This is a genomic window from Bacillus sp. PK6-013 (assembly GCF_054161445.1).
Genome location: NZ_CP096417.1, coordinates 1,285,095 through 1,310,342, shown reverse-complemented (window position 1 = coordinate 1,310,342; position 25,248 = coordinate 1,285,095). Strand labels below are relative to the sequence as shown.

Genomic DNA, 25,248 nt, shown 5'->3' with positions numbered 1-25,248 from the left:
ACATAAACCTTTCACAATCATTCTGCTCTTCCAAAAAGCTGAATAAAGAAAGAGGCAGCTTTAATCGCTTACCTCTTTTTTTATAGTATATCAAAAATCTCTGCTTAAAAACTACCTGTGTTCACCTTGCTCGGTCTTGAAACCGGCTTGGAAAGCTTTTCTCCTTTTTCATTGACGAGCTCGGATTTTCCGTTCACAGTAACCGACACACTTTTCACATCAGGCAGTTCGGTTAATGTCAGCACAATACTATTTAACACTTCATCCGATATCACTTTCTTCTCGCCGTCGGCGCTCCCGTAGATCGCTTCGTTAAAGTCGAGAGTCACATGGCCGTCTTCAATCTTCGGCTCGTTTTCAAGCTTGACATCGCCCTGGAAATCGGAAAGCAGGCCGCTTTTATTGCCCGGTCCTTCCGTCAGCTCTTTAATCGCCGCCGTCACCTGGTCTTTTTCTTTTGCAGACGTCCGTTTCGTTACAGGAACATAGTATGTGCCTTTGTCCGATTCAGCCAAATAATAGACGGTGACCGGCTGTGTCGCTGTTATATCGGTCACACCCGCCGTATCGAGGTTGATGCCGTCCTCGCGGCTGAGATCTTCTGAAATCGGCGTGCCGTTAACAGGCATTTCTTTCAAATCATGGCCGTTCATGCGGATCTTCACTTTATCAATCGAGTTAAACTGTGTTAACGTCCATGTAATCGCCTGTACGATTTTTTGCTCGTCTTCTGCTTTATAGTTTTTAAATTCATTTGAAAAGTCAGCGATCGCTGTTCCGTCTTCTTTAATATCAACATTGACCGCTGTATCCGCCGGCAGCACGGCTCTGAATCCGTTTGGCATGATGTTTGAAACAGGGCCGCCTTCAACGAGGTATTCAAGCGCTTGTTTAGCCGTACCTTCCTGCTTTGGCAGCGGCAGCGTCTGCGCTGTCACATAGCCGTTCTTATCAATGAGATAAAGCTCTCTCATGACCGTATCGCTCGTTTGAGCCGCTTTATCGTCGCTTGTCGTTTTGCTGCCTTTGTCTTCTGTTTTATCTTTGGTTTTGTCTGTTTTGTCTTGCTCCTTCTCCTCTTTTACATATGTGATGTCCTGCGGCGGATCTATCTCCTCTGAGGCTTGATCTGACTGAAATATTCCGCACCCGGAAAGAAGCAGCGCGGAGGCCGTAACCGAAACCGCGATTCCTTTCATTCCTTTTTTCAGCATACTTTTCCCTCCTAAGGCAGTTTGTACTATTATGTATACGAGCCCGTTTTTGAATTAGACCGCTTTTTAAAAAAATCCCTCTGAATACAAAAAACCTTTTCTTTTAAAGAAAAGGCTCATGAAAAAAGCTGCCGTTTGCTTGTGCGGCAGCTTTATTTTATAGCGGTTTCCTGAAGAGAAATGCTTTCCACATTTTTCACTTCGTATCCAAACCAATCATTTGCAATTTTTGTGAAGCGGGCGCGCTCCCCGGTTGTTAAAAACAAGTGTTCCGGCGGTTCACCCGTTTTGCTTAATAAACTATTGTATGACAAGATCGTGCTGACTTCCCTGGCCGTTTCATCTCCGGAGGAAATGATGTTGACGCGCTCTCCCATATAGCGCTGAATCGGCTCTTTTAAAATCGGATAATGCGTGCATCCGAGAATCAGTGTATCGATTGATGAATCCCTGAGCGGGTGCAGTGACGACCTGACGATTTCATCAGCCGTCTCATCCAAAAATTTACCGCTTTCCACAAACGGGACAAACATCGGGCAAGCCAGATTTTCTACCGTTAAATCTCCGTTCAGCGAAAGAAGCGCTTCTTCATATGCGCCGCTTTTGATCGTGTTTTCTGTTCCGATCACGCCGATTCGCTGGTTCTCCGTCACTTTAATCGCGGTTCTGGCTCCGGGCTGCACAACGCCGATGACCGGGATCGCGACTTCTCTGCTGATTTCTTCAAGTGCGATGGCCGTCGCTGTATTGCAGGCGATCACGAGCATTTTAATATGGTGGCGGGATAACAAATAATTTGTCATTTCCCATGTATATGACAGGACTTCTTTTCTGTCCCGGGGTCCGTACGGACACCTTTTCGTATCTCCAAGATATATAATTTTTTCTTTCGGCAGCTGCCTCATGATTTCTTTTGCAACGGTTAAACCGCCGACTCCCGAATCGATGACTCCTATCGGTTGATCCAACAAAATCGCCTCATTTTCTGTTCATTTCCTGCTGAAGTTTAATTAATAATTTTTCAAATGCGGCTGTTTCTTCCTCGGAAAACGCCTCTAACATGTCTTCCAAATAGTCCTGCCTTTTTTGAATGACCTCCTGGATGATCCGCTCTCCTTCCGAGAGAAGATGAATGCGGACTACGCGCCTGTCGGACGGATCTTTCACCCGTTCAACGAGGTTGTTTTTCTCCATTCGGTCAATTAAATCCGTCGTGGTGCTGCACGCCAAGTACATCTTTTGTGATAACTCGCCGATCGTCATATCCCCGTATTCATACAGCCATTGAAGACCGACAAACTGGGGAGGGGTAATAGTATATTGGGTGAGAATTTCTCTTCCTTTTTGTTTGATGATGCCCGCAATATGGCGGAGTGATTTTTCAATATCCGCTATGTGATTCAAAGAAGCATTCGAATTCATTTTCTCTACCTCGCTCGACTCGTTGTTTTGTTTTCAAAACACTTGAGTCTATTTTCCTTCTTTTCTACACAAATTGCAAGACTTCAACATGAATATACAAATTGCACCTCAAAACAAATAACCGGTTCCCTTCTTGTTACAAGAAGGAACACCGGCTCAATTTAGAGCTCTAGCTCACCCATTCGAAGAAGTTCAACAACAGCTTGCGAACGGCCTTTCACTCCCAATTTTTGCATCGCATTGGAAATGTGATTACGTACAGTCTTTTCACTTATAAAGAGCTCGCTTGCGATTTCCTTTGTTGTCTTGTCTTGAACGAGCAATTCGAACACTTCTCTTTCTCTTTTTGTTAGCAGCGGCTTTGATTGAAACTCTTTCTCCTTCAAGTATTGTAACCCTCCTTGCTAAGGTGAGAGCTGATCTGAAACGAATGGGTTTCGATATAGTCGTGATATCATATGAAACATACGCAAGGTCGGTGACGTTTCTGACGGAGAAAAGGGTTCCCTCAAACACCTATTTTTCAGATCATGACACAGGCATCGTTTCAGGGCTGAACTTCTAAGGAAGACATTTTATTATCCAGGCGATCAGCCGCCATCTTTTCGTAATATATGCGTGCGTTTTCTTTTTCTGCACAGCACTGATGATTTGTGCAGCCGCTTTTTCGGGCGAAGCCGTCCAAAACAGGTGATCACCTTTTGCAAGAGCCGTGTCCACAAAGCCCGGCTGAATTTCGGTGACCACGATTCCATCATACCCAAGTTTTTTCACTTTTTGACGGAGCCCTTTTAAGTAATTAGAAACGAATGCTTTTGAAGCGGCGTAGGTGACGGCCCCTCCGTTTCCTCTCAGCGCGGCAATGGATGAAATGCCGACTAAATGCCCTTTCCCATTTTTGATAAAATGCTCCATCAACACGTTCGAGCAGGACACAAATCCTGTCATATTGACATCGATCGTTTCCTTTTCTTTGCTCCAATCCATTTCGCTTTCCAAATATCCAACACCTGAACAGATGAAGACTGCATCTGCCCAATTCATCTCATCAAGCAGTTCTTTCAACAGTATAGGCGAGCGTTCGCTGTCGGCTGTATCGATCTTTTTAATGTATGAAGGTCCAGGGAGGTCGTCGCGCAATTCGGCTAGCAGTTCATACCTTCTTGCAGCAAGACCGACCTCAACTCCTGCGGCTGACAGCTGCTTGGCAAGCGCCTTGCCAATTCCGGAACTCGCGCCGATGATCATCGCTTTTTTCATTTTCCTCTCCCTGTCAATTATTTCTCAGGAAATGAGTGATTGCCAAGCAGTTTTGCTTTTTGTTCATCTGTCCATTTCACCGGTTTACCCGTATCTTTCGCAATTTGCACCATAACCGCCACCCCTGTAAAGCAAAGGCCGCCTTCCCCATTTTTCGCCGCATAGTGGAGGGTGAGGGAAGCGTTGCCGACAGATGCTGTTTTGACGCCGATTTTCAAATGTTCATGAAGCATGACCTGCTGAAAATAATCGCATTGCTGGCTCGCCACGACGGGAATGGCCGCGCTCTTCCCGTCTGAAAGGCGGTCCATGACGCCCAGGTGCTTGAAATAGGAAATCCTCGATTCCTCGAAATAGACAAACGGTGTGACATTGTTCATATGACCGAACATGTCCGTTTCTGAAAAACGGACGGATACTTCATCAAAAAAAGAAAATGACTGACACCATGTGTCAAACGGTTCTTCAATATATCCCGGCAGCTTCATTGTTTTTCATCCCCTTTGGTCATAAAAACACCTCTTCGGCTTGAAGAGGTGCGTTTTTTCGTGTTATTCCGTGTTGTCGCTTCCGAAGAAGTTTTTAAACGCCTGAACGGTCGTATCCCTGTTTAATGCAGCGATTGAGGTTGTGAGCGGGATGCCTTTCGGACATGACTGCACGCAGTTTTGCGAATTTCCGCATTCGGCCAGTCCGCCGTCTCCCATAATCGCTTCAAGTCGTTCCGATTTGTTCATCGCGCCTGTCGGATGGCTATTGAATAAGCGGACTTGCGAGAGCGGTGCAGGTCCCATAAAGTTTGTTTTATCGTTCACGTTTGGACAAGCTTCAAGACATACGCCGCAAGTCATGCATTTTGACAGCTCATACGCCCACTGGCGTCTTCTTTCCGGCATTCTCGGTCCCGGTCCGAGGTCATATGTGCCGTCGATCGGTACCCATGCTTTGACTTTCTTCAATGAATCAAACATGCGGCTCCGGTCCACTTGAAGGTCGCGGACAACCGGGAATGTTTTCATCGGTTCAAGGCGGATCGGCTGCTCAAGCTGGTCGATCAGGGCTGTACAGGACTGTCTCGGCTTGCCGTTGATCACCATCGAGCAAGCGCCGCACACTTCCTCGAGACAGTTCATATCCCAAGCAATCGGCGACGTTTTTTCCCCTTTCGTATTTACCGGGTTCCTTCTGATTTCCATCAAAGCGGAAATGACGTTCATATTCGGACGGTATGGAATTTCAAACTCTTCCTGGTAAGGACTAGAATCCGATGTATCCTGACGAGTGATGATAAACTTGATTGTCTTATTTTCACTCATGATTTCGCCACCTTTTTCTTCGAGTAATCCCGTTTACGCGGTGCGATTAATGAAACATCGACATCCTCATAATGGAATTTCGGGGCTTCAAAATCGCCTGCATGTTTCGCCATTGTTGTTTTCAGCCATTCCTCGTCATTACGTTCAGGGAAATCCGGTTTATAATGGGCGCCGCGGCTCTCATTCCGGTTGTATGCACCGAGCGTGATCACCCGTGCCAATTGCAGCATGTTGTGCAGCTGGCGTGTGAATACGGCGCCCTGGTTGCTCCATTTTGCCGTATCGTTGATATTGATGTTTTGGTAGCGCTCGGCAAGCTCTTGGATTTTTTCATCCGTTTTCAGCAGCTTGTCATTGTGGCGCACAACCGTCACGTTATCTGTCATCCATTCGCCGAGCTCTTTATGAAGGACATATGCATTTTCATTGCCGTCCATTTTCATAATGTCAGCCCACTTTTCTTCTTCCTTTTTGACGCAGCTGTCGAAAACGGAAGAAGACAGATCTTCTGCGGATGTTTCAAGACCTTGAATATATTCAACGGCTTTCGGACCTGCCACCATGCCGCCGTAAATGGCTGACAAGAGCGAGTTCGCGCCCAGGCGGTTTCCGCCGTGCATTGAATAATCGCATTCCCCTGCGGCAAACAGTCCTGGAATGTTGGTCATCTGATTGTAGTCGACCCAGAGTCCGCCCATTGAGTAGTGGACTGCAGGGAAAATCTTCATCGGCAGCTTGCGCGGATCGTCACCCATGAATTTTTCATAGATTTCAATGATTCCGCCCAACTTGATGTCCAATTCCTTCGGATCTTTGTGGGAAAGATCGAGATATACCATGTTTTCGCCGTTGATGCCGAGCTTTTGTCTGACGCATACATCAAATATTTCACGCGTCGCAATATCCCGCGGCACAAGGTTTCCGTATGCCGGATATTTCTCTTCGAGGAAATACCAAGGCTTGCCGTCTTTATACGTCCAGACTCGTCCGCCTTCACCGCGCGCCGATTCGCTCATCAGACGGAGCTTGTCGTCTCCCGGAATGGCGGTCGGGTGGATCTGGATGAATTCTCCGTTCGCATAGTAAGCGCCCTGCTGGTAAACGATCGAAGCGGCTGATCCGGTATTGATCATCGAGTTCGTCGATTTTCCAAAGATGATGCCCGGTCCCCCGGTCGCCATGATGACTGCGTCTGAACGGAACGACTCGATTTCCATCGTCGTCAGATTTTGGGCGACGATGCCCCGGCACGCATTGTCATCATCAAGAACGGCTCCGAGAAACTCCCAGCCTTCATATTTCGAAACAAGCCCTTCTACTTCAAAGCGGCGAACCTGCTCATCCAGCGCGTACAAGAGCTGCTGTCCGGTCGTCGCCCCCGCATATGCCGTTCTGTGATGCTGAGTTCCCCCGAAGCGCCGGAAGTCAAGCAGCCCTTCAGGTGTTCTGTTAAACATGACGCCCATGCGGTCAAGCAAATGAATAATCGACGGCGCCGCATCACACATCGCTTTGACCGGCGGCTGGTTGGCCAGAAAGTCGCCTCCGTAAACGGTATCGTCAAAATGCTCCCAAGGGGAGTCGCCTTCACCTTTTGTATTGACCGCTCCGTTGATTCCGCCCTGCGCACATACGGAATGTGAGCGCTTAACGGGAACGATCGAAAATAGTTTTACATTTGTTCCTGCTTCCGCAGCTTTAATGGTCGCCATCAGACCCGCAAGTCCTCCGCCGACAACGATGATGCTTGAATTGCTCATGCCTGCCCCACTCCCTCTAGTAATCTAGTTCTTTTACACAAATGCCAAAATCGCTCTCAGCCCTACATAGGACAACACAACAAAGACTCCCATTGTCACAAACGTGGCGATTCGCTGTGAGCGAGGAGAAACGGTGATTCCCCAAGTGACAGCAAACGACCATAAACCGTTTGAAAAGTGGAAGATTGTTGAGAGGACACCTACAATGTAAAAGCCGAGCATGATCGGGGAGCTCAAAATATCAGCCATCATGTCAAAGTTTACTTCTGCCCCCATTTGGGCGGCAATCCGTGTTTGCCACACGTGCCAGCTGACAAAAATCAAGGTAACGATTCCTGTAATCCGCTGCAGAACGAACATCCAGTTTCTAAAAAAGCCGAATCTGTTCGCATTGTTTTTCGCTGTAAAAGCTATGTATACTCCATAAACAGCATGATAAATCAGCGGAAGGAAAATCACGAAGATTTCCAAGACGTACCTGAACGGCAGGTTTTCCATAAAGTGAGCGGCGTTATTAAACGCCTCCTCTCCGCTTGCCGCAAAATGGTTGACAACCAAATGCTGGATTAAAAATATGCCTACCGGTATGACGCCAAGCAAAGAATGCAGTCTTCGATAAACAAACTCTCTGTTCCCGGCCATTGCTTTACCCCCTAGTTGAAAAGTGCAGTAAAAATGAAAGGTCTCCTATCCCCCGTCCTGTTTCAAATATCGCACTTTGTTAAGTTTTTATGACAATTTCATTTTACTCCTATGAGAAATAGGCGTCAAGAAAACGCGTACATAAATTGAAATTTTCTAAAATTTAATCATATTTTAGAAAATTTTATTTTATCAAAATATAAATATATCAGATTTTTTTCTTCCTAATTGCATGTCCCCGCTGTAATCTTTCACCCCATTTAAGCTATAATAAACGGAGAAAAGAGGGGAGACATTGGATATGAACAAATATGAAGCAAACTTAGCGCAATTAAAAGAGCTGGAAGTCTCCGCATATGGCTATGAGTTGATCAGGGAAGTGCTGCTTCCCGATATGCTGGGACAAGACTACGCAGATATGATGTACTGGGCGGGAAAAAAGCTCGCCCGCAAGTTCCCGCTTGAATCCAGGGAGGATCTTCCCGCTTTCTTTCTGGATGCAGGCTGGGGAACGCTTACGATCGCCCATTCAAAAAAACAGGAGCTTGAGTTTGAGCTCGAAGGCCCGCTGGTCTCAAACCGCCTCAAATATCAAAAGGAACCCTGCTTTCAGCTCGAAGCCGGATTTATCGCCGAGCAAATCCAGCTGATGAACGAACAAATTGCCGAATCGTATGAACAAGTGAAAAAAAGAGCCGGAAAAGTTGTTTTAACTGTAAAATGGGATTTGAAAGACCCGGCATAACTATGCAAAAAAGGCGGAGACTGCAAAAGTCCCGCCTTTTTCTTTTTAAATGACTGCTGTCTGCTTTGACAGTTCAAAAGCATCATGCAGCGCTTCAACGGCTTTCACCATATCGCCTTCGTTGACGACAGTCGAAATTTTGATTTCGGATGTGCTGACCATTTTGACCTGGATGTTTTTTTCCGCCAGCACAGCGAACATTTCCGCTGCTACTCCCGGGTTGGAGATCATGCCTGAACCGACGATCGAGACTTTGGCCAGCCTGTTTTCCGTTTCAATCTGTTCATAGTCGAGCGCGTCTTTGTATTCTTCGAGAACTTCGACCGTCCGTTTTAAGTCTTCCGTTTTCACGGAGAAAGAAATCGACGTTTGGCTTGTGCTTGTCACTGATTGAATGATGATGTCAACGTTGATGTTCTGTTTAGCGAGCGTTGTAAAAATCGTTGACAGCGTCGTCAAGCCGCTCGCCAGGCCGCATACGGTCACGCGTGTGATCTGATCTTCAAATGCAATGCCTCTTACGATTAAATTCTGTTCCATTGATGATTCCTCCTCGATTAATGTGCCGGCTTCTTTTTCGGTGCTTGAACGGACTTCCAAAGGTACCTGATAGTTTTTCGCGAACTCAACAGCTCTCGGGTGCAGGACGCCTGCTCCAAGATTGGCAAGCTCAAGCATTTCATCGTAGGAGATTCCGGCCAGCTTCCGCGCTGTTTTCACATAGCGGGGATCGGTTGTGAAAACCCCCGGTACATCGGTGTAAATGTCGCATTTATCGGCTTTCAGGGCAGCTGCGAGGGCAACGGCTGTCGTATCTGATCCGCCTCTGCCGAGCGTTGTGATTTCACCTTCCGCTGTCGTCCCCTGGAATCCGGCGACAACGGCGATTTTCCCTTCATTCAGACGCTCTTTCAGCTTGCCTGTATCAATGTTCGTAATTCTTGCGTTGCCGTGAATATTTTCGGTTTCGATGCCGGCCTGCCAGCCTGTATAGGAAACCGCATCATACCCCTTGTTCTGCAAAGCCATTGTCAACAGCGAAATTGTCACCTGTTCTCCTGTTGTCAGCAGCATATCCATTTCCCTGCTGCCCGGCTGCTCGGTAATTTCCTTAGCAAGCGCGACGAGGGAATCCGTCGATTTGCCCATCGCTGAAACGACGACGACAACATCATGACCGCGCTGTTTTTCTTCGATGACACGGTTTGCGACATTCAATATTTTTTCCACTGATCCTACTGAAGTTCCGCCAAATTTTTGGACGATGAGACCCATCAAATACCACCCTTTTTGTTTTCGTTCGTGCTTGTTTATGTATGAAGAGGAAAACTTGACCGGCGGGCTGTACGTTTTTTCGTACAAAAAAAGCAATGAGAGAAATTCCCTCATTGCTTTAACCAACAAAATGCCGATGATTTTAACAACGAGATAGCCCTCCAAGAAATGATTTCTTGACAGCCTTACATTTATTCAATGTAAAGCCAGCAGGAAAAACGAATGGATTTTTTCCCCGCTTCGGCGACGCTCCCCTTTCAGCTTTTTTCATCGGAATCCATCTTCCTCATCAAGCCTACTCTTGAAGTTCGCACCTCTATCTTCACCATATCACACGATCTTATTATGAAATTAGTACAAATTCTATCAGATTCTTTTTAAAAGTTCAACATTATTTTTTCAGAGCCTCTTCAATCAGCTGCGCCGTCTTCAGGGGGATGCCGAGCTTGCGGATATCTTCGGCGCTCGCTTCCTTCATTTTCTTAACGGAACCGAAATGTTTTAACAGCAGTTTTTTCCGCTGTTCGCCGACGCCCGGTATGCCGTCGAGCACCGATTGAAATGCGCTTTTTCCCCTGAGCTGCCTGTGGAAGCTGATCGCAAACCTGTGCACTTCATCCTGAATGCGCTGAAGCAGGTAAAATTCCTGGCTGTTCCGCTCAAGCTGGACGATCTCAAGGGGGTCGCCGATCAAAAGGTTGGAAGTTCTGTGTTTATCATCTTTCACCAGACCGGCAACAGGGACATCGAGCCCCAATTCATTTTCCAAAACGTCAAGGGCGGCAGACACCTGGCCTTTTCCGCCGTCGATCAATACTAAATCAGGCAGCGGCAGATTCTCTTTCAGCACCCTTGTATATCTTCTTCTGATGACTTCGCGCATTGACCCGTAGTCGTCAGGGCCTTCAACCGTCTTAATCTTATATTTGCGGTACTCTTTTTTATGCGGTTTTCCGTCGAGAAAGACGACCATCGCCGAAACGGGGTCCGTTCCTTGAATATTTGAATTATCAAACGCTTCAATTCGGTACGGCGTGTAGATGCCCAGTGCTTTGCCGAGCTTTTCAATCGCGCCGATCGTCCGCTCTTCGTCCCGTTCAATGAGCGAAAACTTCTCTTTCAAAGCGAGCTTTGCATTTTTATGGGCAAGGAGCAGCAGGTCTTTCTTCGCTCCCCTTTTCGGCTGGCGCACGTTCACGTCCAAAAGCTCCTCAATCATGTCCTTATCGACGCTGTCCGGAACCAAAATTTCCCTTGGGAGAAAATGGTTGTTTTTTGAGTAAAATTGCCCGATGAACGTCAAAAACTCCTCGTCTGCTTCCCTGTATAAAGGAAACATGCTGACATCTCTTTCAATCAATTTGCCCTGCCTGATAAAGAAGACCTGGACGCACATCCAGCCCTTGTCATACGAATAGGCAAATACATCGCGGTCAACCATGTCATTCAGCATCATTTTCTGTTTTTCCATCGTTGACTCGATATGGGCCATTTGATCGCGGAATTCTTTCGCCCGTTCGAACTGCAGGTTTTCCGAGGCTTCGAGCATTTTTGCTTCAAGTTCTTTCTTGACTTCATTGTATCCGCCCTTTAAAAAGCGGGTGATTTCTTCTGTGAGCTGTCGGTTTGTCTCCTCAGACACATCATATACGCATGGCGCCAGACATTGTCCGAGATGATAGTACAAACAGACGCGGTCCGGCAGTTTGGCGCACTTTCTGAGCGGATAGAGGCGGTCCAGCAGCTTTTTTGTTTCCCTCGCAGCCTGGACATTGGGATACGGCCCGAAATAGCGGCCTTTGTCTTTTTTGACCTTCCTCGTGACAATCAGCTTCGGATGCCGCTCGTTCGTGATTTTAATAAACGGGTAGCTTTTATCATCTTTCAGCATCACGTTATATTTCGGGTCGTACTTTTTGATTAAATTCATTTCAAGAATGAGCGCTTCGATGTTCGAGGAGGTGACAATGTATTCAAAATCTTCAATTTCACTGACAAGACGCTGTGTTTTGGCATCATGGGACCCGCTGAAATAGGAGCGGACCCTGTTTTTTAAGATTTTCGCTTTCCCGACGTAGATGACGGTATCCTGCCTGTCTTTCATCAAGTAGCAGCCAGGCTGATCCGGGAGAAGGGCCAGCTTTTCTTTGATTTTTTTGTTCATCAAAAATCCTTCCTTGTTTCGGCGTTTTTTCTTCATTTCAGTTTACCATGACCGACCGTACGTTCGCTACAATTGGAGAAGGAAGACGGGGCGTTGTAAGAAAAAAGCGATCCCTTTGGAATCGCCTTTTTCACAGGTTTCTATTTTACAAATGTTTGTTGACCAGTTCTTCAAGGGCTTCTTTCGGTTTAAAGCCGACAGATGTTTCAACCACTTCGCCGTCTTTTAGTATGAGGAGAGTCGGGATGCTCATCACGCCGTATTTGCCGGCAGTTTCTTGGTTTTCGTCAACATCGATTTTTACGATTTTCAGTTTGTCTCCCATTTCTTGATCAAGCTCTTCAAGTACCGGCGCGATCATTTTGCAAGGTCCGCACCAAGGAGCCCAGAAGTCGGCAAGAACTACGCCTTCACTTGTTTCAGATGAGAATGTTTGATCAGTTGCTTTTACGATAGCCATTCTTTCATTCCTCCAATTGTGAAATTATGCTTTTTAGTATAGCATCTCCCTTTGGTTCACGCTAACATAATGCTTGATTATACATTTCCCTATCTGCGCAGTTTTACACATCGGGATTTTAGCCTTTCTAAAAATGTCCTTATTCCATGTTATTTTGCAAAAGGCGGAAATGTGCCTATGTAAAAAGCCGGCCATTTCAGGCCGGCTTTTGATCAAGTACTGACGCTCAGCTTTTTAAATTCTTCCGTGAGCAGCGGAACGATTTCAAATAAGTCGCCGACGATCCCGTAGTCGGCAATTTTAAAGATGTCGGCTTCCGGATCTTTGTTGATGGCAACGATGATTTTGCTGTTTGACATCCCTGCGAGGTGCTGAATCGCTCCTGAAATGCCGCAGGCGATATATAAGTCTGGAGTTACGACTTTGCCGGTCTGGCCGATTTGAAGCGAATAGTCGCAGTAGTCTGCGTCACAGGCTCCCCTTGAAGCGCCGACCGCGCCGCCCAGTACGTCGGCAAGCTCCTGCAGCGGTTTAAAGCCTTCCTCGCTTTTGACGCCGCGGCCGCCGGCTACGATGATTTTCGCTTCAGACAAATCGACGCCTTCGGACGTTTTTTTGACAATGTCCTTGATAACCGTTCTGATGTCCCGAATATCCGCTTCGATGCTTTCGACCGCTCCCGTTCGCGTCTCATCTTTGTCGAGCGGGGCAATATTATTCGGTCTGATCGTTGCAAAAATCGTTTCATCTTCGGAAATGATCCGCTCAAACGCTTTGCCTGAGTAGATCGGTCTTGTAAACACGATGTTGCCGCCGGCTACTTCGACGTTGACGGCATCTGATATCAGCCCTGTTCCCATACGGGCTGCAAGCTTCGGCGACAAGTCTTTGCCCATTGACGTATGGCCGAAAATGATCACGTCCGGACTTTCGCGCTCAATGATCGGCATAAAGGCTTGAACATAGCCGTCAGACGTATAGTTTTTCAAGAGCGGGTTTTCGGCTGTAAGCACTCTGTCAGCGCCGTAATGGATCAGTTGTGCCGCATTGCTTGAAACGCTTTCACCGAAGAGAACACCGATCACCTCTCCCCCTTCGGCAACCGTTTTTCCTGCGGCTATCGCTTCGAATGTCACATTTCTCAACGAACCGTCCCTGAACTCTCCCAATACGATAACTTTTTTGCTCATGTCCATTTCCCCCTGTATTTTAATGACCGTGTTTTTGCTCCCTTCGGCTTCAAACGACCTTTGCTTCGCTTCTCAGCAGTGATACAAGGTCTGCCGCCTGCTGTTCCGGCTCCCCTTCAAGGATTTTCCCGGCTTCTTTTTTCGGAGGCAGGAACCGTTCGATCGTTTTTGTTTTGGCGGCCACGTCTTCCTCGTCGATGTCCAGATCATCAAGTTCAAGCTCCTCAAGAGGCTTTTTCTTCGCCTTCATGATTCCCGGAAGTGACGGATAACGCGGTTCGTTCAACCCCTGCTGTGCAGTCGCTACGATTGGAAGCGACGTTTGGATCACTTCAAGGTCACCCTCGGCGTCGCGTTCCGCTTCAACATCTCCGCCGTTTACCGTCAGCTTTGTAATCGTCGTGATACAAGGGATGCCGAGCAGCTCGGCCAAACGAGGCGCCACCTGTCCCGATCCCCCGTCGATCGCCACATTCCCGCCGAGTATCATGTCATACTCGCGGTCTTTCAAATAGTTGTATAGGATGGCTGACGCCGTATATTGGTCCGCTTCTTCCAGATCGTCTTCAATGTTGATCAAAACGGCTTTGTCGCACCCCATCGCCAGAGCCGTCCTGAGTTCTTTTTCAGCTTCTTCCTCGCCGACTGTGACAACCGTAATCTCACCGCCGTGCTTCTCCTTCAGCTGAAGCGCTTCTTCAATGGCGTACTCATCGTACGGGTTAATGATGAATTCCGCTCCATCCGTGCTGATTTCCCCTTGTTCAATCTGAATTTTCTCCTCTGTATCAAACGTGCGCTTCATTAAGACATAAATGTTCATGTTCTATTCATCCCCTTTGTTTTCACGTTTGTTATTTCCCTTTAAAATGCGGCTTCCGCTTTTCAAGAAATGCCTGAATCCCTTCCTTCGCATCCTCCGATTGGAACACTTCGCCGAAGTATTTTCCTTCCAGCTTGAGGCCGCCTTCATACGAATACACTTTGCTCGAATTCAGGAGTTCAATGACATAAGCCATCGTCTGCGGACTTTTTTCAGCGAATTTTCGCGCGAGCTCTTGTGCCTTTTGCAGCACTTCTTCTTCATTCGCCGCCAAAATCGTGACAAGGCCGTATTCAAAAGCTTCCTTGCCGGATATCGGCTCTGATGTCCCGATCATTTCAAGCGCTTTGGCGGTGCCCACATACTTCGGAAGGCGCTGCGTTCCCGCAAAGCCGGGAATGATTCCGAGATTCAGTTCGGGAAGGCCGAGCTTAGCGCTCTCCTCGGCAATCCGGATGTGGCATGCCATCGCAAGCTCCAGACCTCCTCCAAGAGCAGCTCCGTGAATCGCGGCGATCACGGGCTTTGGAAAAGATTCTACTTTTTCGAAAATCTGCTGGCCTTTATCAGCCAAATTTGCATAATCAGACCCGTCCATCAATGATGTAAACTCTTTAATGTCAGCGCCTGCCGAGAAAAATCTTCCTTCCCCGTGAATCACGACGCTTCTGACATCCTGACGTTCTGAAAGCTCCTCAAGACATGCGGAAAGGTCTTCAAGCACTTGCGTCGATAGCGCATTTGCCGGCGGGTGCTGAATCGTAATGGTTGCGATATAGTCGTCTACGGCGTATGTTAATGCTGCCATTTTATTTCTCCTCCTTCGTCTTTTGGCTGCCGAACCCATGGATCAGCAATTCATGAATGCTGTCTGCCAGCTTTGGCAGATCGTATTTTTGATCATTCATCACCCAGGTTGTAACCGTCTCATCCACCGTACCGAAAATCATCTGCTTCGCCAGGCGGACATCAAGCGTGTTCTTAAATTCTCCCGCTTCTTTTCCTTCGGTGATGATGTCTTCCAGGATCGTCAAGTACCCTTTGAGAATCTCATTGATTTTCAGCCTCAGCTCAAGATTCGACTGCCTCAGCTCAAGCTGGGTGACAATCGCGAGGTGGCGATCGCTGCTGAGCAGTTCAAAGTGCTTTTTGATGAACAGCGAGAGCTTTTCTGTCGCCGAATTAGTCGCTGCCATTTCTTCGTTCATCTGCTCGATAAACTGTCCCATTTTCTCTTTGAATAGCGAGATGAGAATATCTTCTTTGTTTTTAAAATAAAGATAAATGGTGCCGTCCGCCACTCCGGCCTGCTTGGCGATTTTCGAAACCTGCGCCTGATGGTATCCGTTTTCTGCAATCACAATGACAGCTGCGTCGATAATCTGCATATACTTTGGTCTCTTTTGTTTCAATTGGCTTCGTTCCTTTCAAATTAATGAATGAATACTCATTCATGAGTTTATCGTAAATAAAAATGGACGCTTTGTCAAGAAGCTAAACTCAAATCGCACCACAAAAGCATGCCGTCAAAATCGACGGCAGACTTCGCTTTTTCAGACGCCGGTTTTTTCTTCTTGAACGAGCGCTCTTCTTAAAATCTTCCCGACTGCCGTTTTCGGCAGTTCGTCCCTGAACTCGTATACTTTCGGCACTTTATAAGGAGCCAGACGCGATCTGGCATATTCGTCCAATTCCTTCTCTGTTATTGTAACATGATCTTTCAGCACTATAAAAGCCTTAACCGTTTCTCCTCTGTATTCATCAGGGATGCCGGCAACAACCGCCTCCTGAACGGCTTCGTGCTCATAGAGCACCTCTTCGATTTCACGCGGGTAAATGTTGTATCCCCCGGCAATGATCACGTCTTTTTTGCGGTCGACAATATAAAAGAAGCCGTCTTTATCCATGTAGCCGATGTCTCCTGTAAAAAACCAGCCGTCCCTTAGACTTTGAGCGGTTTCTTCATCATTGTTCCAGTAGCCCTTCATCACCTGCGGTCCTTTGACGGCGATTTCTCCATGCTCATAAGGTCCGAGAAAACCGCCGGTTTCTTCCGAATAGATAGCCGCGTCTGTACCAGGCCAAGGACAGCCGATACTGCCCGCTTTATTCAAATCCCAAATAAAATTGGCGTGAGTGACGGGCGAGGTTTCAGACATTCCGTAACCTTCGACAAGCCTTCCGCCCGTTACCTTTTCAAACTGCTGTTTGACTTCAACAGGAAGCGCTGCAGATCCGCTCAAACAGCTCTTAATTGACGACAGATCAAATTGGTGAAGATCAGGATGGTTCAACAGGGCGATATATATCGTCGGTGCCCCCGGAAATATCGTCGGCTTTTCTTTATCGATCGTTTTCAGCGCTGCGCGCGCGTCAAATCTCGGCAGCAGAATCATTTCATATCCCTGCCTGATCGTGAAATTCAAGACGGCCGTCATTCCGTAGACGTGAAAAAACGGGACGATCCCCAGCACCTTCTCCTCCCCTTTATTCAATTGATAAAACCAGGCATCGCACATCTCCATATTGGCTAGTATGTTGCGGTGGCTGAGCATGACGCCTTTTGGCGTGCCTGTCGTGCCTCCGGTATACTGCAGGACGGCAATGTCGTGGGCCGGATCGATTTCAATCCCCGGCGGACCGCTTGGAACGGGGCGTTTCATGATGGTTCGGAAGAGGTGTGTCGTCTCATTTTCATTGATCTCAACCGACATTTGATTCTCTTTTTTTTGCACGATTGGGTACAGCAGATTTTTAGGGAAAGGCAGGTAATCTTTTATGCTTGTCGCAATGATGTGCCGGATATTTGACAGCGCTTTCATTTTATATGCCGCCGGGTACAGCATGTCAAGCGTAATGATGATGGTTGCCCCGCTGTCATGAAGCAGATGTTCAAGCTCCCTTTCCGTATACAGCGGATTTGTCTGGACGACGATGCCGCCGGAGAAAAGAACGCCGTAATACGCGATAACCGCCTGCGGGCAGTTCGGCAGCATGATCGAGACTCTGTCTCCTTTTTGAATGCCGAGTGACAGCAGGTAATCTGCCATTTTTAAAGCGTCCTCATAAACTTGCCGGTACGAACATTTTTTTCCGAGAAAATGAATCGCTGTTTTTTCAGAAAACTGTTGGGCGGATTGTTGCAGGATGGAATGGAGTGTTTGATCTTCAAATTGCAGCTCGTGAGGAATTTGTTCGGGATAATGACGCAGCCACGGTTTTTCAGTCGGCATAAGCTCCCCCCTTTTAAACAATATATTCTTGATTTCAGTATATCAAAACAATATTCAGAAAGTAATGATATTTTTTCTTTTTAAAAAGGCGCCCTTTTAAAGGACACCTTTTTCAAGCATAAAAGATCATATAAATCAGGCCGATAACCACAAATACCCCAGCTGTGAAAAACAGGACTTTCGCTAATTTCTCCATGTTGATCCCCTTTAGATACCCGAAGCCACGACAAATGACAGGCCGACTGAAATGACGAATGAAATGAAGCCGACTGCGCGGTTGTCGTTTTCAATCTCCTTGTCAATTTTAAAGCGCGGCGTCAGAAATTCAAAAATGAAGTAGCCGATCAAAAGCAGGATAAAACCGAACAGCCCCCACCCCATCATTTGCAGCAGGGAATTATGCTGGCTGATCGATTTTTGCAGCACGTTGGCGATGCCTAAAATTTTTCCGCCTGTTGCCATCGCGACCGCCATGTTTCCTTTTTGAATCTCCTCCCAATTTTTATAGGTGGTGACGAGTTCAAACACAGATAAAAATATCACAAGACACAAAACGGAAACGCTGTAGTACGCGGCAATTTCTACAAGGTCGTTCTCCCAAAACTCTTTCATCCTTCTAGACTCCCTTTTTTATTTTAATTCGACAATGGTGACGCCTGATCCTCCCTCTCCCGCTTCGCCGAACCGGGAGTTTTTCACATTGCGGTGGGATTTCAAGAGGTCCTGAACGCCTTTTCGGAGGGCGCCGGTTCCTTTTCCGTGGATGATCGAGACTCTTGGATAGCCCGCAAGCACCGCATCATCCAAGTATTTTTCAACCCGGTGAAGCGCATTTTCATACCGCTCCCCCCTAAGGTCGAGTTCGAGCGAGACGTGATAATCTTTTCCTTTGACGGCGGCGATCGTTTTTTGTTTTTCGGGTTCAGGTGCCGATTTCAGGAATTCCAGATCCTTTTCCTTAACCTTCATTTTCAGAATGCCGATTTGAACATTCCATTCGGCCGCACCCGTTTTTTCGAGCAGCGTTCCTTTTTGGCCAAAGGTTAAAACCTTGACTTCATCGCCCGGTTTTAATTCGCGCTTGTCCGTTTTTTTCTGAGCCGGCTTTTTCGCTTTTTCAAACGAAGGCACCGCTTCTTCAAGGCGTTTTTTCGCCTCGATCAGCTCATGGTCTTTAAATGCTTTATGGTCTTCCTTGATCATGCGGAGCGACTGGATGATCTCGTCTGCTTCTTTCATCGCTTCTTTGACTTTTTCAGCGGCTTTTTGCTCCGCTTCTTCATAGAGCCTGTCTTTTTTCTCCTGCCATTCGCTGATCTGCTGCTGGAGGTCGCGGTGAAGGGCTTCAGCCTCCGCGCGGATGGCTTCTGTCTCGTTCAGCTCCGCCTCGGCGCGCTTTTTGCTGTCTTCCAGCGATGCGATCATCGTATCAACTTCATTATGTTCGGCCGTCATCTCCGCTTTTGCGCGGCCGATCAGGTAATCAGGCAGCCCGAGGCGCTTCGAAATTTCGAACGCATTGCTTCGGCCGGGCACTCCGATTAACAGCTTGTAGGTTGGTGACAGTGTATCGATATCAAATTCGACGCTTGCATTAATGACATTTTCGCGATTGTAGCCGTATGCCTTCAGCTCAGGGTAATGAGTCGTGGCAATGACGCGCGCGCCAGTCTGGCACACCTCGTCAAGGATGCTGATCGCAAGGGCCGCGCCTTCCTGCGGGTCTGTCCCGGCGCCGAGCTCGTCAAAAAGCACAAGGCTGTTTTCCGTCATGTCTTTCAAAATATCGACGATGTTGACCATATGTGACGAGAACGTACTTAAGCTTTGTTCGATTGACTGTTCATCGCCGATATCGGCAAATACTTGATCAAATATGGCGGTTTCTGATCCTTCTTCCGCCGGTACGTGCAATCCCGACTGCGCCATAATGGTCAAAAGCCCGAGCGTTTTAAGCGTCACCGTTTTACCGCCCGTGTTCGGGCCCGTGATGACAATTGTCGTATATTCTCCGCCGAGCTCAATATCATTCGGAACGACTTCATCCAGGGGCAAAAGCGGGTGGCGGGCTTGAATCAGGCGGACATAGCCGTCAGCGTTGACAGCCGGTTTAACCCCTTTTGTCGCTTTTGCGTATTTTGCTTTTGCAAAAATAAAGTCCAGCGTCTGAAGCACTTTGACATCGTGAAAGAGTTCATTTGTGTGCTCTGCCGTCTTTTCTGTCAGGACGCGCAAAATCCGTTCAATCTCCTGTTTTTCGTTTACTTTCGCCTGGCGAAGCGCATTGTTCATATCGACAATCGCCTGAGGCTCGATAAACAATGTCGCGCCGGAAGACGACTGATCGTGCACGATTCCTCCGTAGCTTGATCTGTACTCCTGTTTAACAGGGATAACGAAGCGGTCGTTGCGAATTGTGATGATCGTATCCGACAGCATTTTTTGCGCAGATGAAGAACGCAACATTGATTCCAGCCGGTCCCTGATTCTTGATTCAAGCGTCCGCAGCTGCGTCCTGATTCCCCTTAACGTCTCAGATGCATGGTCTAGCACTTCTCCATGATCATCGATGCACGAATTGATGTCTCTTTCCAATTCGGAAAGCGGAATGAGCTTTTCTGCATATTGGTGAAGACAAGGAATCTCAACCCCGTCTTCGAACAGGCCTTCGAGAAAATGCTTCATCTGTTTTGCTGCGTATAGCAGACCCGATATTTCGGTCAATTCCGCCGGGCTTAAAATGCTGCCGATTTCCGCCCTTCTTAACGCTTTTCTAATGTCGGTAAGGCCGCCGAAAGGGGCGTTTCCTTTTAAACGCAGGACGGTTCCTGCTTCATCGACTTCTTCCTGCAGCTTTTTGACTTCTTCGAGCGAACGGGAAGGTTTGAGTTCCAAAAGCATTTCCTTCCCTAAAGAAGATGCCGCATGCTCTGTGAGCTGTTCTTTTACTTTATGAAATTCAAGTGCTGATAGCGCTTTTTGCTGCAACGTCCATTAAACCTCCTTAAGATCGATGGCGCGACAAAAATGCCTGGACTTCTTCAAAGGAGCGGGTATTTAATACATTGGCCTTTGGCGTCCATCCTTTTCTCGCTGCCGTAACGCCCGTTTTCATATCGTCAAGCATCGCTGTGTTGTGGGCATCCGTATTAATAACGAGTGTCACTCCGGCAGCATTCGCTTTCATCAAGTGTTCCATCCTGAGATCGAGCCGCGCTGGATTTGCGTTCAGTTCCAAGGCGGTATTCGTTTTCTTCGCAAGCTCGATCAGCTGGTCAATATCGACTTCATAACCCGCCCTTCTTCCGATCAGACGGCCGGTCGGATGAGCGATAATGTCAACGTGCTGATTCATCAGTGCGGTTTCAAGCCGCTTCATGATGACATGCTGCGGCTGTGAAAAGCTTGAATGGATCGAAGCAATGACAAGGTCCATTTCCGCCAGCAGCTCATCGTCATAATCTAGCGTTCCGTCAGGCAGGATGTCCATTTCCACGCCTTTAAAAATATGAAAATCGGTCAATTCCTTATTCAGTTCATCAATTTCCTTCGCCTGCATGCGCAGGCGCTCAGGCGTCAAACCGCCTGCCACTTTTAAATACTGGGAATGGTCTGTGATCGCCATATAGCGGTACCCTTTTGCCATGCAGGCTTCCGCCATTTCCCTGATCGAAAAAGCACCGTCGCTCCAAGCCGAGTGCATATGAAGGTCTCCTTGAATATCCTCGGCGGAAACGAGTCCGATGTCATCGCGGTAGTCCTCGACTTCTCTTCCTGTCTCCCTCAGTTCGGGCGGAATAAACGGAAGCCCGAAATGGGCGAAAAACTCTTGTTCGCTTGAGAAGGTTTTAATTTCTCCAGTTTCAACGGTTTCGACGCCGTATTCACTGATTCTTTCGCCTTTTTCTTTGGCAAGCTGGCGCATTTTAATATTGTGGTCTTTTGATCCGGTAAAATGATGGAGCGTCGTTGGGAACTGTTCCTCCGTCACCAGCCGGAAATCCGCACTGATTTCGTATTCAAAGGCAAATGTGAGAGACACTTTCGTATCTCCTGCGGCAATGACCTCCTTGATGTTCGAAAGCTTCAGGAGTCCTTCCCTGACAAGTTCCGGATCAGTGACAGCCATAATGTAATCGAGGTCTTTCACCGTTTCTTTGGCACGGCGCAGGCTTCCGGCCCGCGAAAACTTGATGAGGCCCTGGAGCCCTTCAAGCTGCTCTTCGATGATGCCGGCGACAGTCAAAGCGACCGCGATCGGGTACCGTTCAGGGCGTTTCCCCGCTTCACCTAAAGCCTGCAGGATTTTTTCTTCCGTTTTTTTGCCGAATCCGGCAAGCCCCTGAACCTTTTGCTGTTCGCATGCCTCTTTTAAAGACGCCGCATCACAGACACCGAGCTCCTGATAGAGCTTGGCGATTTTTTTGCCGCCGAGGCCCGGCAGCTTCAAAAGCGGGACAAGTCCTTCCGGAACCTCTTCCTTTAATCGTTCCAGCGTACCGGACGCTCCCGTGTCCATATATTCCTTGATGACGGCATACGTGCCTTTGCCGATCCCGGACAGGGACATCATATCATCGATTTCCGAGAGGCTCCGGTCGTCTTGTTCAAGAGCTGCCGCAGCCTTTCTGAAAGCGGAGATTTTAAACGGGTTATCCCCTTTTAGTTCCATATATATCGCAATCGTTTCAAGCAATTTGATGATATCTTTTTTATGCATGTTGTTCACCTCTTGTTTCCCCTCGTTCATCCTGCTTCAATCATACAAATTTTTGGCTGATCCTACAACAAACAGGCCTATTCGACAGTTTCCGGGGTTCCCAAGAGCCCCGAAAAAAAACTTCCCTACAAACAGAGAAGTTTTTACAAAGATCCGTACTGATGCAGCAGATTGTTTAACATGTTTGATAAAAACGGTGTTTTATGAATGATCAAATCAGCCATCACCGAACCGGCCATCATGTTTTGCAGAACATCGATCGGCAGAAGCGTTCCGATGAACAGAACGACAAACACGAACAGATAGATCTCCGCAAAACCGAGCACGGCTCCAAGTACTTGGTTGATCTGTTTGAGAACCGGTATGCTTGCAACGGCATCCAGAAACGATGCGGCAATTCTCAAAAGGATAATCGTCAGGAAAAAGAGAATCAAAAACGCAATCATATTGTAATAAGCGCCTTCAAGGCTTCCGTTTACAAACGCCAGCGCAGACTGGCCGCCCGTAAAGTCGGGAGACGGAATCCAGCCGAGCTTAGGTGCAAGGTCGCCGTAATAGGTTGCGGCCACAGCGATCGCTGCGATAAACGTAACCAAACGGATAAACTGGCGGATAAACCCTCTTTTGATTCCAATAAACAAACCGGACAAAAGCAAAATGATAATGATGATATCTAGCATCGTGATGTTCAATCCTTTTCTTTAATTTGTCCTTTTAATCTCTCAAGCTCTTCCTTCAGCTTCAAATAATCGTGAACCACATTTACAGCCGTCAAAACGGCCAGTTTATTTATATCAAGATACGGATTTTTTTCGTTGATTTCTCTCATTTTATCATCCACAATCGAGGCAACGTGCCTCATATGGCTCTTGCTCTCATCGCCGATAATTGTGAATTGCTGACCGTAGATGTCAACTGTTGTTTTCGTTTTTTGACCATCAGACAACGTTTCTCCTCCATTCCAATTATGCGAGAATCCTAGTTTATATCATAACATGTTTAGAGATTGAATGGAAAGACGAGCCCTCCGCTGTTATGATACACTTATAAAAACAATGATTTAGCCTGTTTAAGCAGCTAATAAAGGAGATTAGAACGTGTCACATTCTGTTTTAAAAGTTCCCCCGTCTGTTATTGAACGGATGCAAAGCCACTACGGGCCTCACATGACTTCCCTTTCCGTACAGGGCGCGGTTTTCCAGGCCAAACCACAGGGCTGCACCATTACAGCATACCGGTCGGGGAAGGTGCTGTTCCAAGGAAAAAACGCGGAAAAGGAAGCGGAGCGCTGGACGGCGGATGCTGAAACACCGGCTGCCAAAAAGCCCGCATCCAAAAAAAGCATCCCGTCCGTCTATCAGCCGCCTGAAGGCATCGGTTCCATGTCTGTGATCGGCTCCGATGAAGTCGGGACAGGCGATTATTTCGGTCCGATCACCGTCGCGTGCGTATACGCTGACAAGGTAAAGCTGCCGCTGTTAAAGGAACTCGGTGTTAAAGATTCAAAAAACTTAAAAGATCCGCAAATCGTTCAGATCGCGCGCGACTTAATCAAGACAGTTCCTTACAGCCTGCTCGTCTTAAGAAATGAAAAGTATAATGAAATGCAGGAAAAAGGGATGAGCCAGGGAAAAATGAAGGCCCTTCTCCACAACCAGGCGATCGGCAACCTTCTCAAAAAATTGGACGGAACCCGGCCTGAAGCGATTTTAATTGACCAGTTCGCAGAACCTGCCGTCTATTTTAAACACCTGGCCGGCAAAAACGCCATCAAAGAACGTACATATTTCAGCACAAAAGCGGAAGGCATCCATCTTTCAGTTGCAGCGGCTTCGATCATCGCACGCTATTCATTTTTAATGGAGATGGATAAGCTTTCGAAAGAAGCCGGGATGACGCTCCCGAAAGGAGCGGGTCCGCTCGTCGATGAAGCGGCGGCAAAGCTGATCAAGAAACACGGCGAAGGCGCATTGAGGGTATTTACAAAGCTGCACTTTGCAAATACGCAGAAGGCGAAGCGGATTGCGTCGAGGCGATAAGCATTAAAAGGGGGACTTCCGGCTGTCGGAGGTCCCGTCGCTTTACATGACCTTAAACATTTTTTCATTTGAATGCGCTGTCTAAATTGAATTCCATATACCATATCTCCTGTAACCGAGGGATAAAGTTTCGTTTGATATCAAGAAAAAGAATTTCTGTATATCGAAAACCTACGGGAAACCAATATTATAGTTTTTAACTAATTCTCCCTATCTGTATCCATTTTCAAACAGTGAATATTCCATCGTTAGAAGATAAAATATTCTCTCTTCATGTTAAACACTTTTAAATAAATTGAAAAATCAGAAAAACGGTCTGTACTCCCTTTGAAGAAAATGGTATATTTTTTCTGTATTTGAATATGTATACAGGAGTTGGTAGCCATGCAAAAGTCTCGTTTTTGGGTAGTTTGCATCACGATGCTTCTTACTATTAATCTTTTCCCTCTGTATCAGGCCTCTGCTGAAGAAGAATTTACTGAAGTGCTTGATGAAAATTCCGAATATTACGAACTTGGTGAGTCTGTTAAAATCGAAGGAGTTTTAGAGCCCGCAACGGCAAGCAGTGATTTTCAGGTTAGTTGCATAGCTTGTGTTAATAACAGATACGTAGTGAAGACAATAAAGGGCCCTACCAAGGTAAAAAAACGTGTAAGGTTTTTAACCTCTTCTTGGGCAAAAGCCTCTAGCTATACCTGGAGTAAAACTCAATCTGCCAGCTCCACTGTATCATCTAATGTGGGGATTAGCGCCAAAGGGATATCAAGTCAGTTAGGGGTTTCTAATACAGTAACCACTTCTTATTCAGTTGCAATCACAATTCCCGCTAATAGTAAGAAATATAGTAAACTTGCATTCTATAGTGATTACAACAAACGGTATGTAAGAGTAAGAAATTATTTAGGAAACTCCCTTATAAGTACAAAGTATGCTTACCACTATGCTCCGCGTAAAGATACATACTTGCAAGTTATCTATAAATAAA

At 47.1% G+C, this 25,248-nt stretch carries 25 protein-coding genes and 1 riboswitch; of the genes, 3 read left to right on the top strand and 22 right to left on the bottom strand.

What is annotated here, in order from left to right; all coding sequences use genetic code 11:
- Positions 1–104: 104 nt before the first annotated feature.
- The 9 genes from M1E03_RS06635 to M1E03_RS06595 form a co-directional block, all read right to left on the bottom strand.
- Entirely contained in the window at positions 105–1,214 is a 1,110-nt protein-coding gene (locus M1E03_RS06635; RefSeq protein ID WP_039072902.1) for a GerMN domain-containing protein, read from the bottom strand.
- Between the two features lie 152 nt (positions 1,215–1,366).
- Entirely contained in the window at positions 1,367–2,185 is an 819-nt protein-coding gene (gene racE, locus M1E03_RS06630) for a glutamate racemase (RefSeq protein ID WP_096748267.1), read from the bottom strand.
- A gap of 7 nt (positions 2,186–2,192) precedes the next feature.
- Positions 2,193–2,636 (bottom strand): MarR family winged helix-turn-helix transcriptional regulator, encoded by a 444-nt coding sequence (locus M1E03_RS06625; RefSeq protein WP_003184148.1) that lies wholly within the window; start codon positions 2,634–2,636, stop codon positions 2,193–2,195.
- A 161-nt stretch (positions 2,637–2,797) separates the two neighbouring features.
- Complete coding sequence (gene gerE / locus M1E03_RS06620; protein WP_003184172.1) at positions 2,798–3,022, bottom strand: spore germination transcription factor GerE; 225 nt, start codon at positions 3,020–3,022, stop codon at positions 2,798–2,800.
- A 175-nt stretch (positions 3,023–3,197) separates the two neighbouring features.
- Positions 3,198–3,896 carry an SDR family NAD(P)-dependent oxidoreductase gene (locus tag M1E03_RS06615; RefSeq protein WP_429673780.1) on the bottom strand — a complete coding sequence of 233 codons (699 nt, stop codon included), beginning with the start codon at positions 3,894–3,896 and terminating at the stop codon, positions 3,198–3,200.
- Between the two features lie 17 nt (positions 3,897–3,913).
- A complete protein-coding gene (locus tag M1E03_RS06610) occupies positions 3,914–4,384 on the bottom strand; it encodes an acyl-CoA thioesterase (protein WP_039072903.1) in 471 nt (156 codons plus the stop codon).
- Between the two features lie 63 nt (positions 4,385–4,447).
- The gene (gene sdhB, locus M1E03_RS06605) at positions 4,448–5,212 is read right to left on the bottom strand and encodes a succinate dehydrogenase iron-sulfur subunit (protein ID WP_020452491.1); all 765 of its coding nucleotides are present in this window, start codon (positions 5,210–5,212) and stop codon (positions 4,448–4,450) included.
- Positions 5,209–6,972 carry a succinate dehydrogenase flavoprotein subunit gene (gene sdhA, locus M1E03_RS06600; RefSeq protein WP_020452492.1) on the bottom strand — a complete coding sequence of 588 codons (1,764 nt, stop codon included), beginning with the start codon at positions 6,970–6,972 and terminating at the stop codon, positions 5,209–5,211. The genes sdhB and sdhA overlap by 4 nt, the downstream gene beginning before the upstream one ends.
- A 33-nt stretch (positions 6,973–7,005) precedes the next feature.
- Positions 7,006–7,614 carry a succinate dehydrogenase cytochrome b558 subunit gene (locus tag M1E03_RS06595; RefSeq protein WP_023855447.1) on the bottom strand — a complete coding sequence of 203 codons (609 nt, stop codon included), beginning with the start codon at positions 7,612–7,614 and terminating at the stop codon, positions 7,006–7,008.
- A gap of 301 nt (positions 7,615–7,915) precedes the next feature.
- Here M1E03_RS06595 and M1E03_RS06590 point away from each other — a divergent pair, with 301 nt between their 5' ends.
- Positions 7,916–8,359, top strand: coding sequence for a YslB family protein (locus M1E03_RS06590; protein ID WP_020452494.1), 444 nt, complete (start codon positions 7,916–7,918; stop codon positions 8,357–8,359).
- A 45-nt stretch (positions 8,360–8,404) separates the two neighbouring features.
- On the opposite strand, the gene M1E03_RS06585 is transcribed toward M1E03_RS06590, so the two are convergent.
- From M1E03_RS06585 to zapA, 13 genes are all read right to left on the bottom strand, one after another.
- The gene (locus tag M1E03_RS06585; protein WP_458110726.1) at positions 8,405–9,634 is read right to left on the bottom strand and encodes an aspartate kinase; all 1,230 of its coding nucleotides are present in this window, start codon (positions 9,632–9,634) and stop codon (positions 8,405–8,407) included.
- A 146-nt stretch (positions 9,635–9,780) separates the two neighbouring features.
- Positions 9,781–9,961: riboswitch (Lysine riboswitch) on the bottom strand.
- 64 nt (positions 9,962–10,025) lie between these two features.
- Complete coding sequence (gene uvrC / locus M1E03_RS06580; RefSeq protein ID WP_023855450.1) at positions 10,026–11,798, bottom strand: excinuclease ABC subunit UvrC; 1,773 nt, start codon at positions 11,796–11,798, stop codon at positions 10,026–10,028.
- Between the two features lie 145 nt (positions 11,799–11,943).
- Positions 11,944–12,258: a thioredoxin gene (gene trxA, locus M1E03_RS06575; RefSeq protein WP_020452497.1), complete on the bottom strand. Its 315-nt coding sequence runs from the start codon at positions 12,256–12,258 to the stop codon at positions 11,944–11,946.
- A gap of 212 nt (positions 12,259–12,470) precedes the next feature.
- Positions 12,471–13,448 carry an electron transfer flavoprotein subunit alpha/FixB family protein gene (locus M1E03_RS06570; RefSeq protein WP_020452498.1) on the bottom strand — a complete coding sequence of 326 codons (978 nt, stop codon included), beginning with the start codon at positions 13,446–13,448 and terminating at the stop codon, positions 12,471–12,473.
- A gap of 49 nt (positions 13,449–13,497) precedes the next feature.
- Complete coding sequence (locus M1E03_RS06565; protein WP_020452499.1) at positions 13,498–14,271, bottom strand: electron transfer flavoprotein subunit beta/FixA family protein; 774 nt, start codon at positions 14,269–14,271, stop codon at positions 13,498–13,500.
- A 31-nt stretch (positions 14,272–14,302) separates the two neighbouring features.
- Positions 14,303–15,079 carry an enoyl-CoA hydratase gene (locus M1E03_RS06560; protein WP_020452500.1) on the bottom strand — a complete coding sequence of 259 codons (777 nt, stop codon included), beginning with the start codon at positions 15,077–15,079 and terminating at the stop codon, positions 14,303–14,305.
- A gap of 1 nt (position 15,080) precedes the next feature.
- A complete protein-coding gene (locus M1E03_RS06555; RefSeq protein ID WP_065643649.1) occupies positions 15,081–15,683 on the bottom strand; it encodes a TetR/AcrR family transcriptional regulator in 603 nt (200 codons plus the stop codon).
- Positions 15,684–15,824: 141 nt separating this feature from the next.
- Entirely contained in the window at positions 15,825–17,504 is a 1,680-nt protein-coding gene (locus tag M1E03_RS06550) for a long-chain-fatty-acid--CoA ligase (protein ID WP_020452502.1), read from the bottom strand.
- Positions 17,505–17,711: 207 nt separating this feature from the next.
- Positions 17,712–18,116, bottom strand: coding sequence for a DUF350 domain-containing protein (locus tag M1E03_RS06545; RefSeq protein WP_026579111.1), 405 nt, complete (start codon positions 18,114–18,116; stop codon positions 17,712–17,714).
- Positions 18,117–18,134: 18 nt separating this feature from the next.
- Positions 18,135–20,492, bottom strand: a complete 2,358-nt coding sequence (locus M1E03_RS06540; RefSeq protein ID WP_429673779.1) for an endonuclease MutS2 — start codon at positions 20,490–20,492, stop codon at positions 18,135–18,137.
- A gap of 16 nt (positions 20,493–20,508) precedes the next feature.
- Entirely contained in the window at positions 20,509–22,224 is a 1,716-nt protein-coding gene (gene polX, locus M1E03_RS06535; protein WP_429673778.1) for a DNA polymerase/3'-5' exonuclease PolX, read from the bottom strand.
- A 143-nt stretch (positions 22,225–22,367) separates the two neighbouring features.
- Positions 22,368–22,904, bottom strand: a complete 537-nt coding sequence (locus M1E03_RS06530; protein WP_429673777.1) for a CvpA family protein — start codon at positions 22,902–22,904, stop codon at positions 22,368–22,370.
- An 8-nt stretch (positions 22,905–22,912) separates the two neighbouring features.
- Positions 22,913–23,170 (bottom strand): cell division protein ZapA, encoded by a 258-nt coding sequence (zapA, locus tag M1E03_RS06525; protein WP_020452506.1) that lies wholly within the window; start codon positions 23,168–23,170, stop codon positions 22,913–22,915.
- Between the two features lie 151 nt (positions 23,171–23,321).
- Here zapA and rnhC point away from each other — a divergent pair, with 151 nt between their 5' ends.
- Positions 23,322–24,263: a ribonuclease HIII gene (gene rnhC / locus M1E03_RS06520; RefSeq protein ID WP_205802142.1), complete on the top strand. Its 942-nt coding sequence runs from the start codon at positions 23,322–23,324 to the stop codon at positions 24,261–24,263.
- A gap of 384 nt (positions 24,264–24,647) precedes the next feature.
- On the top strand, positions 24,648–25,247 hold the full coding sequence (locus M1E03_RS06515) for a hypothetical protein (protein ID WP_095290831.1): 600 nt from the start codon (positions 24,648–24,650) through the stop codon (positions 25,245–25,247).
- The last annotated feature ends 1 nt before the right edge of the window (position 25,248 follow it).